The organism is Thermodesulfobacterium thermophilum DSM 1276 (assembly GCF_000421605.1).
GTDB classification, from domain to species: Bacteria; Desulfobacterota; Thermodesulfobacteria; order Thermodesulfobacteriales; family Thermodesulfobacteriaceae; genus Thermodesulfobacterium; species Thermodesulfobacterium thermophilum.
Genome location: NZ_ATXI01000001.1, coordinates 84,836 through 103,179 on the forward strand (window position 1 = coordinate 84,836; position 18,344 = coordinate 103,179).

Here is an 18,344-nt window from a genome sequence, read left to right on the forward strand (position 1 = left end):
GTCTAAAAAAACTTCTTTACAAACCTTTCTATCCGTTCTAATGCCTTTAAAATTACTGCTTCTTCAGGAAGAAAGATGATGCGAAAATGTTTAGTGTTAGGTTTTTGACCAAACCCACTGCCATGAACTACTACTACACCTTCCTCTAAAATCAACCTTTTCACAAAATCCAAATCTTCGATTCCTGGAATTTCAAACTTAGGGAAGGCATAAAAAGCACCCTTAGGTTTTACGCAAGAAAGTCGAGGGATGTTGTTTATTCCATCTATCAAGAGATCTCTTCTCTTTTTAAGCTGAGGTATCACTTGCTTTATGTAAACATTCTCGTGATTAAGGGCAGCAGGAATGGCAAACTGAAGAGGATGAGAAGCACAAAGTCTGGTGCGAGCAAGTTTATGGATAGCATCTATATAATCTTTAAGCATTTCCTCTGGACCAGAAACTATCCCCCAACCTATCCTAAAACCAGGAGCAAAATAATTTTTAGAAAGACCGTTAAAGGTTAAGACAGGAACTTTATCGGTTAAGGAAGCGATAGAAACATGCTCAATTCCTTCTTCCAAAATAAATTGATCATAAATCTCGTCAGAAAGCACTACGAGCTGATATTTTTCTGCTATTTCTAAAATTCTTTCCAAAGTTTCCTTAGAATAAACAGCTCCGGTGGGGTTGTTAGGGTTGATGATTACTATGGCCTTGGTTCTTTTATCTATCAGAGATTCTATCGAGTTTACGTCTATTTCCCAATCTTTTTCTTCTTCAAGATAATAAAATCTTGGCTCAATCTGAAATTTGGCAACTATAGCCTGATAGAGAGGATAACAAGGAGAAGGGAGAAGAATGTTGTCCCCAGGGTTTGCCAAGGCAGAAATGGCAAACTCTATGGCCTCAGATGCCCCCTGAGTAATATAAATATCAACAGGTTTAATCCCTTTTTTAAGGGCATAACTTTTTATAGCTTCTATAGCTTCAGATATGCCGGTAGATTCTGAATAAGAGTTAAGGTTGTTTAAAAGGGCTTCGCAAGCGGCTTTAACGATATGTTCTGGTGTTTTAAAACCATATTTAACCGGGTCTCCTATGTTAAGGCAGATAAGGTCTTTCCCTGCTTTTTTCGCCTCCTGAGAAGCTTCAATGATGTCTCTTATCGCATATTCTACCCCAAAAGTCCTTTCCGCAGGGATGATCTTAAACTCTTTGCTCAATTTTTTCACCATCTTCTCTGCGTTTAAATACATATCGAAAATTAATAATCCTACTAAAAATTGTTTTGTCAACCCTTTTTTAAGCTAAATAGTCTAAATTTTTTAATGAATGATAACATAGAACTTGATTTTTAGCTAATTCCTTTTAAATTTACTATATGTTATCTTTTAGGTAAGGGTAAATGCCGCCTGCTGGGGGAAAACCCTTACCTGAATAAAAGGCGGGATACAAATACCCCCAGTCCAAGAGGTAAACTCTTACCTCTTGGTATAAAAAGGGAAAGAACCATGCTAAAATTAAAACCTCGCAAAGATATCTATACTTTAAAAGATGTAGAGACACCTAATCTTTTTAAAGAATTTTTTCCTTACATAGAACCACCAAGAATTTTCTTTGACGGAAAATACATACCCCCTCAACCTGCTAAAAATTTTTACATCACAGACACCACCTTTAGAGATGGGCAACAAGCCAGAGTTCCTTACACTCCAGACCAAATTGAAACTCTTTATAAGTTTTTACACAAACTTAGTGGGCCTAAAGGGATAATAAGGAAAACTGAATTTTTTCTTTATACCGCAAAAGATCGAGAGGCTTTAGAAAGATGTTTAGCCTTAGGGTATCAATATCCTGAAATTACAGGCTGGATAAGGGCTAACAAAAACGACCTAAAATTAGTAAAAGAGGCTGGACTTAAAGAAACAGGTATCCTTACCTCCTGTTCTGACTATCATATCTTTTTAAAACTCAAAAAAACAAGAAAACAGGCTTTAGATGATTATTTAGCTATCGTAAAAGAAGCCCTTTCGTTAGGAATTCGACCAAGGTGTCATTTTGAAGACATAACCAGGGCTGATATTTATGGGTTTGTGATACCCTTTGCCATAGAGCTTATGAAACTTAGAGAAGAAAGTGGTATAGACGTTAAAATCAGACTTTGTGATACCTTAGGATTGGGTGTGCCTTATTCTGAGGCAGCTCTTCCTGTAAGTGTACCTAAGCTTATCAGGGCTTTGATAGAAGAAGCTGGGGTTCCTGAAGAACTTCTTGAGTGGCATGGCCATAACGACTTCTATAAAGGGGTAATAAATGCAACAGTTGCCTGGCTTTACGGATGCACCTATGTTAACACTTCCCTTCTTGGTATAGGGGAACGCACAGGTAACACCCCTCTTGAGGCGATGGTGTTTGAATATATTGCTTTAAAGGGTACAGCTGATGGTATGGATGTTTCTGTCATAACTGATATCGTAAATTACTATAAAACCGAACTTCATGAAAAAATACCTCCCAGACAGCCTTTGGTGGGAGAAGAATTTAACGCTACCAAAGCAGGAATCCACATAGATGGTTTGATAAAAAATGAAGAAATTTACAATTCTTTTGATACCCTCCGTGTATTAAAAAGACCTATACAGATCATCATCACTGATAAAAGTGGAACCGCTGGAATTGCCTATTGGATTAACATGCACTTTGGGCTTAAAGGAGAAAAACAGATTGATAAAAGACATCCAGGGGTGGCTAAAATCTACAAAAAAATCATCGAAGAATATGAAAAAGGAAGAGTTACCCCTATTTCTAACGAGGAAATGTTGACTTACACCAAAAAATATCTCCCTGAACTCTTTGTATCTGAGCTTGATCATCTAAGGGACTATGTCATAAAACTTATGTCTCATTACATCGAAGACCTCTCTCAAGAAAAAGAAATGTCTACCCTTAAAGCAACCAAAATAAGGCCTGTGCTCAAAAAATTTTTGGAAGAACATCCATACGTTCAATTTATTTACATAGTTGACGCAGAGGGGAAACCCGTGGTGGGGTTGACCAACGATATCGAATACCTCCACAAGTTCGAAGAACTTCTTAAAACAGAAACTTTTGAAAACAGAGAGTGGTTTAAGGTGCCGATGAAGACAGGTAAAACCTATACTTCTAAGTTTTATACTTCTAGAATTACAGGTAATCTTTGTATCACTCTTTCTATTCCTATAAGAAATAAATACGAAGAAATAATAGGAATATTAGGGATGGATATAAAGTTCGAAGATGTGGTGAAGATGGAAAACGGTTCCTATGAAGTTTAAGGGTATCTGGATATTCTTATCTATATCTATTCTCTTAGCTTTAGCAGGAGCTTTACCTGCTAAAGCTACTGAACCCTCTGAAGGTCTTCCTCTCATTACTGTTGAAAGTCAAACCTTTGGGAAAATTTTAGTCAGGGTTCCTGATTTTAAGGGAGACCCTTCGGTTTCTGCCAAATTAACCTCCCTTTTAAGAAGGATGATAAACCTACATCTTTTTGTCTTAGCAACCCCTAACCCTCCTTTTTCTCAGCCTATCTCTAAAGAATATTACCTAACCGGAAGTTTTAGCCTAACCTCATCGGAGATCACCTTTAAAGGGCAACTTGAAGACCTTCTTGAAAAAAAAATCATAGGCGAATACCACCTAAAAAGTTCTCCCTCTCAACCAGAAAGACTTATATATATCCTTACAAACAAAATAATCGAAGACCTCTCTCACCATAAAGGAATAGCCTACTCTAAAGTAGCTTTTGTAAAAAGAGTTTTAGGAAAAGACCGTCTATACCTTGCAGACTTCTCTAAAGAAAACCCTAAGGAATTGAGATCAGCCCCTCTTATTCTCTTCCCTAAGTTTTCTCCTTCTGGTCAAAAGTTAGCTTATTTAGTATATGAAAAACATCTTTACTCCTTAGAAATTTTAAACCTTAAAACCGGAGAAAAAAAGGCCTTTAACATAAAAGGTATAAGTTCTACCCCTGTATGGAGTCCTGATGAAAAGAGTCTTTTTTTAACCATAGAAGATCAAGCAGAAATAGTAATTTATAGATTTAGCTTAGAAAATCAAACCCTTGAACCTATCTTAGGAGGAGAAGGGGTTTATCAGGTAGGAGACTTATCACAGGATGGAAAAAAACTTCTTTATGTACATGATAAAAGGACAGGGAAACCTTCTATCAATCTTTTTGACTTAGAAACCAAACAGACAAAAAAAATTTCCAAACTAAGGGCTTACAATACGTCTCCCAGGTTCTCACCAAAAGGAGATAAAGTCCTTTATTTATCAAGAGGAGGAGGCCTAACCTATTTAGTCTTACAAGACCTCGCCACCGGAAAGGAAGAAAAGTTTGCCTTCAAAGGCCGTTTAGAAGACCCAGCCTTCTCACCTACAGGAGACTATCTTCTTGCCTCTGGAGAAGGTCCTCAAGGGCATGGTATATACCTTATCCACCTGCCCTCTCATCTATATCAGGTCTACATCTCAGGGAAAAACTTTCTCTTTCCTACCTGGAGTAAACTTTAGACATATTTTACTAAACTCATTCCACTTACCATGGCTGTAGCTTTAAGGGCTGCATCATAAGCTATAGAAAGCATTTGCATCTTGGTAGCAAGCTCTGCTAAATCTGCACTTTCAAGAGACCCAAGATTATTCTCCAAAGTCTGTTTAAAATCTGTATAAAGTTCTTTTTTAGTCTCAAGATGAGATATTTGAGCCCCTATCAAACTTCTTTTTTCTGCTATATGGTTGTAGACCTCATCAAGTTTCCCTATAAATTGTTGAATGTTATATGTTTCCTGCTGATAGTCTATCTGGTTATCGGCTAAAAGTAGTCTTTTTAACCCTATAAGGGTTTCAAAAATCCCTGAATCCATAAAAACTTTTTGTCCGTTTTCTCCTAATTTTATCTGCATACCTTTATCATAGCTTATGGAAAAATCTTCTACTGAACCGTTATAAACTACTTTCTCGATTATCTGACCATTGGGAAGAGTTTCTTTGGTTAGTTCAAAAGGAAAAGTACCTGGGGCAAAACCACTAGTTTTTTGCCCTGCAAATAGGTATTTCTCTCCTAACTGAGAGTTAGCTAAAGATAAAACCGAATGTAGGATCTTATCTATTTCCTCTGCGGTAGCTTTCCTTGCGTTGATATCTTGGGTGGCGTTTGCGGCTTGGATAGCAAGCACCTTTGCCCTTGCTACCAAGTCTTCTACATTCCCTAAGGTTGACTCCTGAGCTTTTAAAAAGGCCAGTCCGTCATCGATAGCCTTTTGGTACTTCTCGATCTTATTAATCCCTTGCTTATAATTAAGAGAAATGACCACGTCTGAGGGATTATCTGAAGGTCTGATAAAATTTTTACCTGAAGAGATCTTAAGTTGGGTTAAGTTTAAGTCAGAGGAAAGTCGGTTTAGGTCTGTAAGTACACTATTATATTTGGTGTTAAACCCTATTCTCATGGTCTTACCCTCTTATATTAACGTTTTGCACTGATAAGGGTTTCTAACATATCTTCTACTGAGGTTAAAATTTTTGCAGCTGCGGCAAAGGCTTGCTGATATTTGATAAGATTAGTCATCTCTTCGTCTAAAGAAACTCCTGAAATACTGTCTTTTATCGCCTTTATCTGAGAAATTAACGTTTCTAAAAAGTTTTTGTTATCTTTTACAGCCTTAGTAGCAGAGCCTACTTCTCCTACCAAACTTGAATAATAGTCCTCAAGGGTAGAATAGTTTAAATCTTCTCTGGTAACAGAAGAAAGGTCAGCTATAGCCTGAGCTGTCCGGTTATCCCCTCTCTTAAACTCATAACCCTTAAGAGCATTTATAAACCCTTGATCATATTTAGTTTGGGTATAGTTGATTCCATCATAGAACTCATCTTGGACTACAAAGGTTGCCGTTTGATAAAGTCCGGTAGTTTCTACTATAAGCTTGCCAGACCTATCAAGCCTTGCAGAAAGACCATACTTTGCGTTTTGAGGTGAATTAATCTCTTTGATCACGTCTAAAATAGTCTTTCCATCATCAAGCCTTACCCTGAAGGTATCTAAGTAACTCCCTTTCTTATCGAAAAGATAAAATGAAAGATAGTCCTCGTCTATAGGATCTAAATCAAAGTCTTCAAAACCTGTCGTTACCCTAAGGGTAGCCACATCTGGGTCTCCTCTAAAAGAAGGAATATACATCTGTTGAGCGCTCAAAAAATCTATAAACCCGTTTACGTTACTGTTGTCTCCTATTTCAAAGGCATAAGCTCTGGTCTGGGTAGCCTCAAGCCCTAAAACCGCTTTATTTTCTGCATCAACGTAAGCTCTTAGATAAGGAAGTCTGTCTATTTTAGCAAGGATAGAAGAGAGGGCTTCGTTTGTGGCCACAGGAATCTCTACAAAATACTCTTGAGAAGGGGTAACGTTCCATCTATAGTTAGGGCCAAAATAACTATTCTGAGTTAACTCAACAGAATTAAAGGTTAACTGACTATCGCCTGCAGTTTTATTTTCTATACATAACATCCCGTCTTTTATATAAACCTCTACCGTATAGTTGTAGGTAGCTCTAATGCCTTCCATAAGGTCTTTTACCGTGTTAAAAGGATTGACCGTAAAAGTACCGGCTACTGCTGTTCCATCATAAAGAGTTCCTCCGTAGTTTATGATGGTTCCGTCAGAAAACCCAAGGTCTGTCAATTTGGTATTTTCAGAAACATTACCTCCTAACACAAAGAAAACCTTCTCGTTATAAGGGTTTTGGTCAAACAAAGGCACCTGATTGACCTTATCATCATAAAACCTAAGATAGATTTTACTTAAGCTATTATCAAAAGTTTGAAAAGGGTTAACTGTGAAAACACTCTTATAGGTTTTAAAAAGAGGATTTTCTGTTCTTAAGGCGTTTAAGTCCATCTTACCTGAGGCAACTAACTCTGGCTTTAGCACAAGAGCATTGTTTACAGAAAAATCTTCTGGGTCTGTTCCTACAAAAAAGAGATTTATCCCCGTAGAAAGCAGAATCCCTGAGGTATCGTTTGAAAAGGCAAAAGTATAGCCTTCTTTAGCCTGAAAAACAAGTTTTCCTCCTCTTACCAAGGCCTTAAGATATGTAGCATTTGGATCTGAAGGGTCATAAAAACCTGCTTGTTGAAAAGACAGGTTAATCCTATCTACTAAATCATCAAGGGTAGCGTTAACAGATAACCCATCAACCGATACTTTTACAGGAGTAATCTGACCTTGAGGATTTTTAATCCATATATAGAAAAACCCTGTAAATTGATTTCCTGTCTGATTTTTGGCAAGGTCAAGAAAATAGGGCAATTCTTTGATATATTTTTGGGCTGAATAAGCCCCTTCTAATTCTCCTGTATAGAACGTAAGCCCTACCCCTTGAGTATGAAGCTCGTTTACAGCTTTTACCAGCTCTTCACCAAAAAGTTTAAGTTTACCTGCTAAATTTAACTCTTCTACCCTTCTTTGATAAGCAGGGTCTGAAAAGTTTCCAAAATCAAAAGGCCCACTTATAGAAAAACTAATCTTTCCAGGACCCCTAAATTTGTCTTCCACAAAAAGCCTACCATCCTTTATATAAGCTTTGACTGTATAGTTGTAAAATCCTTCTATTTGGTCCAAAAGATCTCTTAAGGTGACGTCAGGGTTGGTTGAAAGGTCATAAGAGATACTTCCAGAGATAGCATTTCCAAAATGGTCGGTGCCTGTAACATTAAAGGTTACAGTACCAGAAAGTCCAAGGTCTGAGAGTTTGTCACTCTCAGAAATCGCTCTCCCCCAAATATTAAAATTTATCTTGTTTCCTGAAACATATTCATAGTTGTATTTATCTGAGAGCTGTTCAAGAAGTCTCAACCAACCCCCAAGTTCTCCGGAAGCTACCTCTTTGCTTGAGATAGGTACTTTGGCTCCTGAAGTATCTACCCAGTATAAATCTGTACCAGAGATCTCAAGCTTCCAGGTTCTATCCAAATTTACCAGGTTAAACCCTTTACCTAAAACAACGTTATAAGCCCCTTCTTTGGTTTCAAAATACTGAATGGAAGCCAGCTGTGAGAGTTGTCTAATAAGATTATCTCTTTGGTCTCTTAGGTCGTTGGCGGTTTTTCCTCCAGACTCAAGTGCGATAATCTGCAGGTTTAATTCAGCGATTTGAGAAGATATTTTGTTGATGTTTTCTGCCATGGTTTTAAGTTTAAGCCCAATCTGGTTTTCAAGATCTCTAAGTCCTTGGAACTTACTTTGAAAAATTTCAGATATTAACTTTCCGTTCTCTAAAACTTGCGTTCTTGCAGCTAAATTTTCAGGGGTGTTAGCTAAGGCTTGCCAAGAATCCCAAAAATTCTTTAAAACTGTCGTAAGTCCAACCCCTTCACTTACCTCGTTAAAAAGGCTTTCTAAAACGTTAAGTCCAGACTCTTCTGCATTGTATAGGCCCAAATCTGTATACTTTAGGTTCAGGTTTCTTTCTAAAAAAACATCAAAATATCTTTTAATAAAGTCTATCCTTACACCTGTTCCTATAGGTCCTACGGGAGATGGACTGGGAGGATAGGTGGTTTCTACTACCTTTTGTCTGGAGTAGGCCTCGTTATTTACGTTAGAAATATTATGTCCTATAACCTGAGTAGCTAACTGAAAGGCAAGAAGCGAATTTTTAGCTATATTTAAAGTGCTTGTAAGTCCAGCCATAGCTTATCCTCCTTAAGCAGATTTAGAAATAACCCTTGGAGGTTGTTGGGGAACTTTTCCGTAGGTCTCTTGCTGACAAAAGATGTTGGTTAAAAAACTATAGGCTTCTTCTACAAAATTAAGACCAGCCTGGATTATCATTTTATTTTTCTCGTTGATTTTAAAAATCTCCTCCAACATCTCCTGCTCTTCTTTAGTAAAGTCAGCTTTATCTTTTAAATAGTTTGCAAGCCTGGCTTTATAAGAAGCCCATTTTAAAATTTCCTCTATCGCTCCTTTCATAAGAGCCCTTTTTTCCTTTTCTAAAGTCTCTTTTAGCTCTATAAGTTCTTTTCTCACCATCTTAAACTCACCTCCTGTATAGTTATTTATCGGATTTTTCTATCTTATTCTTTAGGTAAGCGCTTTTTAAAAGGTTTTGATAAAGATAATCCCCTAAACTCCCTGGCCTTCCTGATACGTTCCTTCCTATTTCTTGGTAAAGAAAATCCTGATAAATCTTTTTTTCTAAGGTTTCGGGGAATAAATTGCTTTTAAACATAGATTGGTCAAAGTTTTTTAAAATCTCATACCAAATAAGAGATTCAAACTCATTACAAAGGGTTTTTAACGCAGCTTTAGGGTTTTTCTTTGCCAAATTGGTTATCTCATTTAGGTTTTGATAGTAAATCCCATAAGCTTTCATCGTTTAGACCCTCTTATATGATTATCAAATCTGCGTGTAAAGCCCCTGCAGCCTTTATAGCCTGCAAGATAGCGATGAGCTCTCTTGGAGTTGCTCCAACTGCATTAAGGGCCCTAACCAGTTCTCCTAAGGTTACTCCTTCTTCTAAAACCACAATCTTTGCTTTTTGTTCTTTAGCCTGTATTTCTGTTCTTGGAGTTACCACCGTTTCACCTGGAGAAAGAGGGTATGGCTGAGAAACTTCTGGGGTCTCTTTTATCTCAACGCTTAAATTTCCATGAGCTACTGCTACCCTTGAAATCTTTACGTTTTCTCCGATGATAACCGTACCGGTTTTTTCGTCTATAACCACCCTTGCCGGGCTATCAGGTATAACCTCAAGGTTACCTATTTCTCCTAAAAGTTTTACTACCCTTTTCTGATAGTTATAAGGTACGTTTAGCTCTATGTTTTTAAGGTCTAAAGCCTTTGCATAGTTTCCCTTTAAGTAAGTGTTGATAGCCTCAACTATCTTTGAAGTCGTGGTAAAATCTTCGGTTTTCAGGCTTAAAACCACCTTTGATAGACTGTTTAGGTCTTCCATCGGAACCTCCCTTTCTACTATGGCTCCGTTAGGAATCTTACCTACGGTAGGATGGTTTACCTGAACTTGAGCCCCACCTCCTTGGGCCCCAAAACCACCTATAGAAATAGGTCCCTGAGCTAAGGCATAAACTTGACCATCAGGACCTTTTAAAGGGGTCATCAATAAGGTTCCTCCTTGAAGACTTTTAGCATCACCTATAGCAGAAACCTCTACATCTATCCTTTGTCCTGGCTTAGCATAGGGAGGTAAATAGGCAGTAACCATCACAGCAGCCACGTTCTTTAATTTCACCTGTTCCTTAGGCACTAAAATCCCAAACCTTTCAAGCATGTTTACTATGGACTGCACGGTAAACTTAGTCTGGTCTCCATCTCCTGTTTGCTTAAGACCAACTACCAGTCCATAACCTACCAAAAAATTACCCCTAACCCCTTCTACCTCGCTGATATCTTTAAGCCTTACAGAAAAGGCCTGGTCTACCAGAAAAAAACTCAAACAAAATAAAAGGCAGATTATCCTTCTCATACCCCTCCCTCTAAAATAACCAAAATAGTTGTAAAAGTCTGGTAATGATTCCCGGCCCACTTGCAGCTTCACTATTAGGACCCTTACCGCTGTATTCGATATAGGCATCAGAAATCTGGGTAGAAAGCACTGAATTGTCTGCAGCTATATCTTCTGGTCTTACGATCCCTGTAAGGGTTATATACTCAAGGTCTCTATTTCTCTTTATGGTTCTCACCCCTTGAATTACTAAATTCCCGTTTGGTAAAACTTTAACCACCCGTGCACTTAAGGTAGCCACAATCTTACTTTGTCTTGATGTCTGACCTTGTCCAGAGGTAGAAGAACTCATCTCACCTTTAAACAAACTCCCTAAGTCTGCGGCATCAGGTAAAAACATGCCTTTTATATCTCTCTCATAGCCTAAAATACTGGAAAGACCTGCAGAGGCAGAACTGCTTTTTCCACTTTTTTGACTTACCGTGTTAGAGCTTTGATAGGTCTCTACAATCTTAACCGTAAGAATATCCCCTACAAACCTGGCTCTTTTATCTGCATAGCCATATAAATCCCTTCCTTCTTTAAATAAAGAGCCTTTACTTAAATACCGACCTTCTTCTACTTGAACAGCTACTTCAGGGGGAGGTGGTGGAGTAGGAGGGGTTTTCGGGTCAAACTCCCAACAGCCCCACAAAAATATAAGCCACAATGATAGCCAAATTTTTGACATTCTCATTATAGCATCACCTCAATTTCGTTTGTTGAGATTACTTTGCCTAAAACTTCTTTTTTACTGGTTAAATTTCTAACCTTTATAACCTCCCCTTTTCTTCCATCTTGTAAGGCCTTACCCTTGGTTTTAACTAAAAAACCTCGCCCTTTACCTATGATTAACACCTCTTGACCTCTTTTTACTAAAACAGGTTCGTTCAAAAAAGACTTTCTCAAAACCACGTTAGGCTTAAGGCTTGTTCTTACCTCTTTACCTAATGCCTCTTCTTCTTCTAAAACCACATCCTTAGGAAGCCTTGAGAGAGGTTTCTCTTGAAAAACTAAGTGGTTCTTAGTGATTACCTCTCCTTTTTCTAACGGCTTAGCTACCACTGCCACAGAAACATTACTTTCTACATAACCCCAGAGTCTAACCCTAAAAGCTTCTTTTCCGTCTTTAAAAAACACCAGGATAACTGTATTAAACCCAAGACCTGGTCTTCCTAAAAATTTAACCTGGTAAGGCATTCCTTTAATCACCTTAGCTTCCCTTGGTTCTACACTAAACCTTTCTAAACTCAATTTTGGATATACCTTGCTTAGCCTTGATTGTATTTCTTGGAAGAAAATTTTTTTATAATCCGCCTCGGTGTAAAACTCTACTCCCATAACAGGCTTAAAACTCACCAACACAGCCATAAAGAAGACAAACAACCATACTCCTTTCATCTATCGCTACCTCTTAAGGTTGTTAGCTATCTCTAAAAGCTGGTCTGCCGTTAACACTCCTTTAGAATTAGATTCATAAGCCCTTTGGGTAATGATCATTTTTACCATCTCTTCTACGATGTCCACGTTAGACATCTCAAGATAACCCTGAGCTATGGTTCCAAACCCATTTTGTCCAGGGTTACCCTCTATAACATCTCCAGCAGCATCTGTAGGTTTAAATAGATTTCTTCCCACCGCATAAAGACCTGCAGGGTTGGTAAAATCATAAAGGGTAAGCTGGGCTTGGGCTAAGGTTTCTCCTCTTGGGCCAAGGGCAGTAATGATTCCGTCTGGGGTAACCTCAATTCTTGCTGTACCCTGAGGAACGGCAAACTCAGGTTGTAATCTTGCACCGTCAGGGGTAACGATGTATCCATCACGATCAAGTTTAAAGTTTCCTGCCCTAGTATAATATTCCTCTCCTCCCATGATTACCATAAAGAACCCTCTACCCTCTATCGCCCAATCAAGCTCTTGGTTGGTTAGCTGATACTCTCCTTGGGTAAACAACTTAGGAACAGCAACTGGCCTTACCCCAAGACCTATCTGCATTCCCACGGGTACCTGAGTTCCGTCTGCTGTCAAAGCTCCAGCAAGCTTTAGATTTTGATAAAACAAATCTTCAAAATCAACTCTACTTTTTTTAAAACCTACGGTGTTTACGTTAGCAAGATTGTTGGCTATCACGTCAAGTTGCAACTGCTGCCCTTGCATCCCTGTAGCAGCACTCCAAAGTCCTCTTATCATCGTGCTTTTCCTCCTCTATTAATTATCTTTATCTATTTAAACCTAACAGTTTTTCTGTTGCTTCATCCCAACCTTGAATAACCTTTTGGACTGACTGAAAAGTCCTCTGAATCTCAATCAGACTTACCATCTCTCTTATAGGATTTACGTTAGACTTTTCTATAAAACCTTGTCTAATCTCATAATTAGTAGCTGGTATCTCTTCCATACCTTCTGCTATATATAGGTTTTCTCCTATTTTTTTAAGCTTATTTAGATCTTGAAAAGTAACCACGTCAAACCTTCCTAACTCTGTTCCATCTATAGATAAAATCCCATCAGGAGAAACTTGCAGTCTATAATCCTCCATCGTAATAAGTCCTCCTCTTGCCATACCAGGGTCAACCACCAAAGGAGTTCCGTTAACCAAGACTGGATATCCTTCTGGGGTAACCAACCTCCTCTGAGTGTCAATCGTAAAATTACCTGCCCTGGTATAGGCTATTCCATTAGGGGTTTGAACCTTAAAAAACCCCTCCCCTACGATAGAAAAGTGTAAAGGATTTTGTGTATGCTCTAAAATACCCTGTTCTTTATTCAAATAAGGTACGGTTTCTTTAAATGCCCTTCTGCCTTTAGGACCGATTTTTTTCATCAAAACCTCTTGAAAACTCAACCTGTCTTCTTTATAACCTGGGGTGTCAACGTTGGCCAAATTATTGGTAGTAACCGTTAACCTTCTGTCAAGAAGTTGGGCAGCCTCTAAAGCCTCAAGCAACCCTAACTGAGGATTAATGTGTATCCCTTTCATATAAACCTCTCTTATAAACTAAAAGTTTCTGAAAGATTATATACAAAAACCATGCCCATTTTTAAAGATGTAGATATTACTAATGCCACTTGCGGGAAAAAAAAGAAGGTAAAACTTTTCCTACCGATTGTCAGGTCAAGGAAAATTTTTCTTTATACTACTAGAAATATTTTTCCTGAAAAAACCACGCTATTAGATATTAAACAAACTACGAAGTACCCAAAAATGTCATTTTTTTGACTTTATCAAAAAGTTGACTTTGTGTAAAACTAAAAATTTCCGCCGATACTAAAGTTGAAGTTACTTGAATCCTCTCGAGGTTTCTTATCGATATTATAACCCCATTCTAACCTTAAAGGACCAAAAGGAGAAAGCCATCTTAAGCCTATACCTACACTTTTTCTAAGGTCTGAAAACTGAAATTCGGTATTTTTATCCCAGACGTTTCCCATGTCGTAAAAGACTACCCCGTTTAAATTGATATTTTTTATCAGTGGAAAGATAACCTCGAACTGGGTATAAAACTTTCTGGTACCCCCTATTTTATCTTCTGTCTCAGGATCCTTAGGAGAAATATCTCCGTATTTATATCCTCTTACCGAATTTATTCCTCCTAAGAAAAACCTTTCATAAACTGGGATTTTTCTGGCTCCACCTTCGGTTAGATATCCGTACCCTAGGACCCCATGGAAAGTAAGCTTATGAAAGGTATGATAGACCTGGTGTTCCCCTTCTATCTTTATGTAATTACTGTCTCCTCCTAACCATTTTTCAGCTATCTCAAAATCTAAGGCATGATACCAACCCTTGGTAGGCATAAAAAACCTGTTCCTTGAGTCATAGTTTAACCCAAACTGAAAGGCACTGGTAAGTTTGATATCCTTAGATTCTAAAATGATTTTGGCTACGTTATCTGAAAGGTCTTCAAGGGTGGTATAGTCTAATCTATAGCCTGCATACACAGAAAGTTTGGAGGTAAGGTTATATCCTATTTTTAAGGAAGCACCTTTACTATCTTTGGTAAAATCGTCATATTCTATATCAAAGTTATAAAGAGACCAGCCGAAAGAATACTTGGTATCTCTAAAATATGGGTCGTAAAAATTTATAGAGTAACGGCTGGTTTTAGTACCCAGTCTTGCTGCCAAGTTTAACCTCTGGCCTTTACCTAAAAAGTTTCTTTCTGTTATGTCTAACATTAATATAAACTTATCATAGGAACTATAACCACCACCGATACCAAACGAACCAGTAAGCATTTCTTTAACCTTTACCTTAAGGTTAACTTCATCTTCTTTGGCAGCTTTTTCTTTTTCTATCTTTACATCTTCAAAAAATCCCAACCTTCTTATCCTTACCTCACTTTCTTCTATTCTCTTCTCACTATAAGGCCAACCTTCGGCTATGTTAATTTGTCTTCTAATCACCTTATCCCTGGTTTTGGTGTTTCCTTCTACCTCAATACGGTTGACATAAACCACAGGTCCCTTATCCACCTTAAAGGTTAGGTTAATAACCTTTGCTTTGGGGTCTTTACTAAAATCGGTGGTCACCTTAGCATAGGCATAACCATAGTCTGCAAAAAGATGGGTAAGGGTGGTCTCATCTACTTTTAAAGACTCTAAACTAAAAACCTTCCCAGGTAAGGTCTTTAATTTTTTGTAAATCTTATCCTCTGGAAAAAGATCCTGTTGTATCTCCACCTTTCCAACTTTATATTGATCTCCTTCTTCTATAGGGATTTTTATTATTACCCCATCCTCTTCTTCTTTAACCAAAGGTTCTCCTACCTTAACATCGATAAAACCACGATTTTTATAAAAACTTTCTATTTTTCCTAAATCTCTATAAAGAAAGGCAAGATTATAAACCCCAGGTTCAGCCACTGGTTCTGGAGTAGTCAGAGTTCTCAGATATTGAGTAACTTTTTTAACCGGGGAAAATATAGATTTTTCTGAAACAGAAAGTAAACCTCTCAACTCTTTTTCTGAAATAGCTTTATTTCCTATAAATTCTATTTTTTTTATATATTTTTTCTTTCCTTCTTTTATCTCTACTATCAACTTCACCTGAGCTTGGGAAACCTTTTCTAAGTCTATTTTCACATCAGTCCCGCTGTAACCTAACTGTTCGTAGTAGGCTTTTACCGTCTCAAGAATCCTGTCAAGCTCCTTAGACGTAATAACCGTACCTTCCTTAAGATTGATGATTTTCAACAGATCTTCACTCTTTACCTGTTTATTACCTTTAAAAACTACCTCCTTGATAGAAGGATTCTCTTTAAATTCAAAAACTACTATCGCCCCTTTGGCTCCTTTTTCTAACTTAACCTCGATGTTTTCAAAGTATCCCATCTTATAGAGATTTCTCAAATCTGTGTTTAATTTTTTATAGTCAAGAATGTCGCCAGGTTTGGTAGTAAGGTTTGGATAAATCAGGTCTTCTTTAATCCTCATATTACCTACTAATCTTATTTCTTCTACTATTTCTTTTTTCTCAAAGATACTTTTTAAATATGGTACCGTATTAGAAACCAAGGTATCTATGTTTCCTGTTTCTCCTACCACGTTAAAATACTGAGTGCTTGGTCCAGGTAAAAGAAGTTTCCATTCAAGGCTCACACTATTCCCTATAACCACACCCTTGATCTCAGCTATACCTTCATAAATCCCTGTTTTCAGGAAGGCCTTAGCTTCTTCGGTAGAATAGACCTTTTTTTCTAAGAGAAACCCTTCTTTTTTAAGTGTTTCTTGAAGTTTTTGAAGGTAAGCTTCTAAAATTTGACTACCGGTAGGGTCACCTATAGTTTTGGCAGAATAGATAAGAAGATTTGTTTGAGCTGAAAAAAGGGAAGGTAACCATCCCAGCCATAGAAAAATAAAGAGTAAAAATAATTTTTTCAAGGTTTAACCCCTATTCGAGGGTCTCTTTTTCCCATTTTACCAGAAAACCGTTTTTTAGCAAAAAAATTTTTTTCATTCTTTTAGCTAAATCCCAGTTATGGGTTACCATCACCACTGCGGTGTTAAAATCTTGGTTAAGGGTTAAAAAAGCGTTGATTACCTCTTCTGTACTTGCTGGGTCAAGGTTACCGGTAGGTTCATCTGCCAGCACCAAAACCGGATTTAAAAAAAGCGCCCTGGCAATGGCTGCCCGTTGTCTTTCTCCTCCAGATAGAGAAGAAGGTTTATGGTCTTTTCTATGAAAAATCCCAAGTTTTTTCAAGAGAACCTCCGCCCTTTGCATGCATTCCTCTATGGTCAGATTGGCAATCAACCCTGGAAGGATAACGTTTTCCACAACCGTAAACTCTGGTAAAAGATGGTGTAGCTGAAAAACAAAGCCTATCCTCTTTCGTGTTTCAAGGATATGCTCCTCTTGTTTATAATCTATCTTTTTACCCAGAAAATATACCTCTCCGTCTGTAGGCTGATCAAGGGTACCCATAAGGTTTAACAAAGTGGTTTTCCCAACCCCAGAAGGTCCTACTATGGCTATAAGGTCTCCTGGATATACCTCTAAGTCGATTTTTTTTAATACCTCGATCTTTTCGTTTGCATGCTGGTATTTTTTTGATATAGATTTCAGGACTAAGACAGGAAGGTTATCCATGGCGTAAAACCTCTGCAGGCATAACCTCAGAAGCCTTCTTAGCCGGATAAAGGCAGGCTAACAGACTTATCAAAAGAGAAACCAGAACGATAACCAAAAGGTCGAAAAATTTTAAAGAAACCGGCATGTATTCTACAGGATAAACATCACTTGGAAGCTTTACCACCGGATATTTAGAAAGAACCAAACAAAGACTTCCTCCTAACACCAAACCTAACAATACCCCTATAAATGCAAACAGAAAACCACTATAAAAAAACAGGATCATTACATCCTTAGAAGAGGCTCCAAGAGCTCTTAAAATAGCTATATCCATTTTTTTCTCAGAAACAAGCATGATCATGGCGGCGATTATCGTAAAAAGAGAAACGGCAATCATAAGACTTAGCACTACAAAGAGACCTAACTTTTCCATCTTAAGGGCAGCAAAAAGGTTTCTATTCCATTCTTGCCAGTCAAGGATTTGAACTCCAAAACCTAAGGAGGAAAGCAACCTATCTTTGTAAATCCCTGATTTAAATGGGTCTTTTAGCTTAATCTCTAAAGACCTGTTGGTAGGGGTAAGATAAGAAAAAAACGTTTCAGAAGGGGCAAAAACAAGGTTTAAATCAAAATCATAAACCCCTGTTTCAAACCAACCTACTACTTTTAGGTCTAATATTTTTGGCATAAAACCGAAGGGGGTAAACATACCCTGAGCACTCATAAAATTTAAAACTTCTCCTACCCCAAGCCCTAATCGGTCTCTTAATTTTTTCCCTACCACTACCGGAATTATCTTCTGTTCTTTTACACTGATTAAAGAATCCTTCTCTACATAAAATACCTTAAAACCTTTTTCTTTGGCCAACATATCTAAGTTAGAAGCTTTAAGCACTATACCTATAGGATGGGAACGAGCGATGATTAATCCCTGAATAGAAGATGTCTCCTGAAGGCTTAACAATTGGTCTTTAGGAATCTCTTTTTCTACTAAAGTCTTTATCTTAGGGGTTAACCCTTCTTCCCAGAAGGTGATCGTGATGTGGGGGTTTAAACTTAAAATCTTTTCTGCTACTGCTTCTTTAAAACCGGTTATCACGGCATTTACTACAGTCAAGGCTCCTACACTGAGAGCTACTCCTAAAACAGCAATAACCGCTATTATCCCTGTAAAACGCTCTCTTTTCCGTGAAAAAACATATTTTAAAGCTAACCAGAGCCTCCAGTTGTTAGAAAACCTCAT

At 37.8% G+C, this 18,344-nt stretch carries 15 protein-coding genes; 2 read left to right on the top strand and 13 right to left on the bottom strand.

The window, feature by feature from the left end:
- Positions 1-2: 2 nt before the first annotated feature.
- Positions 3-1,238: an aminotransferase class I/II-fold pyridoxal phosphate-dependent enzyme gene (locus tag H529_RS0100475; protein WP_022854615.1), complete on the bottom strand. Its 1,236-nt coding sequence runs from the start codon at positions 1,236-1,238 to the stop codon at positions 3-5.
- Positions 1,239-1,493: 255 nt separating this feature from the next.
- Between H529_RS0100475 and H529_RS0100485 the strand changes: the two genes are divergently transcribed.
- Both H529_RS0100485 and H529_RS0100490 read left to right on the top strand, forming a co-directional pair.
- Entirely contained in the window at positions 1,494-3,296 is a 1,803-nt protein-coding gene (locus tag H529_RS0100485) for a triose-phosphate isomerase (RefSeq protein ID WP_022854617.1), read from the top strand.
- Positions 3,286-4,536, top strand: coding sequence for a PD40 domain-containing protein (locus tag H529_RS0100490; RefSeq protein WP_022854618.1), 1,251 nt, complete (start codon positions 3,286-3,288; stop codon positions 4,534-4,536). Before H529_RS0100485 ends, H529_RS0100490 begins: the two co-directional genes overlap by 11 nt.
- Here H529_RS0100490 and flgL read toward each other — a convergent pair.
- The 12 genes from flgL to H529_RS0100555 all read right to left on the bottom strand — a co-directional run bounded on the left by flgL (position 4,533) and on the right by H529_RS0100555 (position 18,344).
- Positions 4,533-5,474 (bottom strand): flagellar hook-associated protein FlgL, encoded by a 942-nt coding sequence (flgL, locus tag H529_RS11075; protein WP_022854619.1) that lies wholly within the window; start codon positions 5,472-5,474, stop codon positions 4,533-4,535. The genes H529_RS0100490 and flgL overlap by 4 nt on opposite strands.
- A 17-nt stretch (positions 5,475-5,491) precedes the next feature.
- A complete protein-coding gene (flgK, locus tag H529_RS0100500) occupies positions 5,492-8,713 on the bottom strand; it encodes a flagellar hook-associated protein FlgK (RefSeq protein ID WP_022854620.1) in 3,222 nt (1,073 codons plus the stop codon).
- Positions 8,714-8,725: 12 nt separating this feature from the next.
- On the bottom strand, positions 8,726-9,055 hold the full coding sequence (locus tag H529_RS0100505; protein WP_022854621.1) for a hypothetical protein: 330 nt from the start codon (positions 9,053-9,055) through the stop codon (positions 8,726-8,728).
- Positions 9,056-9,077: 22 nt separating this feature from the next.
- Complete coding sequence (locus H529_RS0100510; RefSeq protein WP_022854622.1) at positions 9,078-9,398, bottom strand: rod-binding protein; 321 nt, start codon at positions 9,396-9,398, stop codon at positions 9,078-9,080.
- A gap of 13 nt (positions 9,399-9,411) precedes the next feature.
- On the bottom strand, positions 9,412-10,509 hold the full coding sequence (locus H529_RS0100515; protein WP_022854623.1) for a flagellar basal body P-ring protein FlgI: 1,098 nt from the start codon (positions 10,507-10,509) through the stop codon (positions 9,412-9,414).
- A 10-nt stretch (positions 10,510-10,519) separates the two neighbouring features.
- On the bottom strand, positions 10,520-11,218 hold the full coding sequence (locus H529_RS09560) for a flagellar basal body L-ring protein FlgH (protein ID WP_162138212.1): 699 nt from the start codon (positions 11,216-11,218) through the stop codon (positions 10,520-10,522).
- Between the two features lie 5 nt (positions 11,219-11,223).
- A complete protein-coding gene (gene flgA, locus H529_RS0100525) occupies positions 11,224-11,928 on the bottom strand; it encodes a flagellar basal body P-ring formation chaperone FlgA (RefSeq protein WP_022854625.1) in 705 nt (234 codons plus the stop codon).
- Positions 11,929-11,934: 6 nt separating this feature from the next.
- A complete protein-coding gene (flgG, locus tag H529_RS0100530) occupies positions 11,935-12,717 on the bottom strand; it encodes a flagellar basal-body rod protein FlgG (RefSeq protein ID WP_022854626.1) in 783 nt (260 codons plus the stop codon).
- A 28-nt stretch (positions 12,718-12,745) separates the two neighbouring features.
- A complete protein-coding gene (gene flgF / locus H529_RS0100535) occupies positions 12,746-13,507 on the bottom strand; it encodes a flagellar basal-body rod protein FlgF (protein ID WP_022854627.1) in 762 nt (253 codons plus the stop codon).
- Positions 13,508-13,776: 269 nt separating this feature from the next.
- Positions 13,777-16,410: an outer membrane protein assembly factor BamA gene (bamA, locus tag H529_RS0100545; RefSeq protein WP_022854629.1), complete on the bottom strand. Its 2,634-nt coding sequence runs from the start codon at positions 16,408-16,410 to the stop codon at positions 13,777-13,779.
- Between the two features lie 10 nt (positions 16,411-16,420).
- Positions 16,421-17,119: an ABC transporter ATP-binding protein gene (locus H529_RS0100550; protein ID WP_022854630.1), complete on the bottom strand. Its 699-nt coding sequence runs from the start codon at positions 17,117-17,119 to the stop codon at positions 16,421-16,423.
- Positions 17,112-18,344: an FtsX-like permease family protein gene (locus H529_RS0100555; RefSeq protein ID WP_022854631.1), complete on the bottom strand. Its 1,233-nt coding sequence runs from the start codon at positions 18,342-18,344 to the stop codon at positions 17,112-17,114. Before H529_RS0100555 ends, H529_RS0100550 begins: the two co-directional genes overlap by 8 nt.

Bases quoted from the DNA above. Each gene is read 5' to 3' on its own strand.
- H529_RS0100485 (WP_022854617.1), top strand. From the start codon at position 1,494: ATGCTAAAATTAAAACCTCGCAAAGATATCTATACTTTAAAAGATGTA.
- H529_RS09560 (WP_162138212.1), bottom strand. From the start codon at position 11,218: ATGTCAAAAATTTGGCTATCATTGTGGCTTATATTTTTGTGGGGCTGT.
- flgG (WP_022854626.1), bottom strand. From the start codon at position 12,717: ATGATAAGAGGACTTTGGAGTGCTGCTACAGGGATGCAAGGGCAGCAG.
- H529_RS0100490 (WP_022854618.1), top strand. From the start codon at position 3,286: ATGAAGTTTAAGGGTATCTGGATATTCTTATCTATATCTATTCTCTTA.
- H529_RS0100550 (WP_022854630.1), bottom strand. From the start codon at position 17,119: ATGGATAACCTTCCTGTCTTAGTCCTGAAATCTATATCAAAAAAATAC.
- flgL (WP_022854619.1), bottom strand. From the start codon at position 5,474: ATGAGAATAGGGTTTAACACCAAATATAATAGTGTACTTACAGACCTA.
- H529_RS0100515 (WP_022854623.1), bottom strand. From the start codon at position 10,509: ATGAGAAGGATAATCTGCCTTTTATTTTGTTTGAGTTTTTTTCTGGTA.
- flgA (WP_022854625.1), bottom strand. From the start codon at position 11,928: ATGAAAGGAGTATGGTTGTTTGTCTTCTTTATGGCTGTGTTGGTGAGT.
- flgK (WP_022854620.1), bottom strand. From the start codon at position 8,713: ATGGCTGGACTTACAAGCACTTTAAATATAGCTAAAAATTCGCTTCTT.
- flgF (WP_022854627.1), bottom strand. From the start codon at position 13,507: ATGAAAGGGATACACATTAATCCTCAGTTAGGGTTGCTTGAGGCTTTA.
- H529_RS0100475 (WP_022854615.1), bottom strand. From the start codon at position 1,238: ATGTATTTAAACGCAGAGAAGATGGTGAAAAAATTGAGCAAAGAGTTT.
- H529_RS0100505 (WP_022854621.1), bottom strand. From the start codon at position 9,055: ATGGTGAGAAAAGAACTTATAGAGCTAAAAGAGACTTTAGAAAAGGAA.
- H529_RS0100510 (WP_022854622.1), bottom strand. From the start codon at position 9,398: ATGAAAGCTTATGGGATTTACTATCAAAACCTAAATGAGATAACCAAT.
- H529_RS0100555 (WP_022854631.1), bottom strand. From the start codon at position 18,344: ATGAGGTTTTCTAACAACTGGAGGCTCTGGTTAGCTTTAAAATATGTT.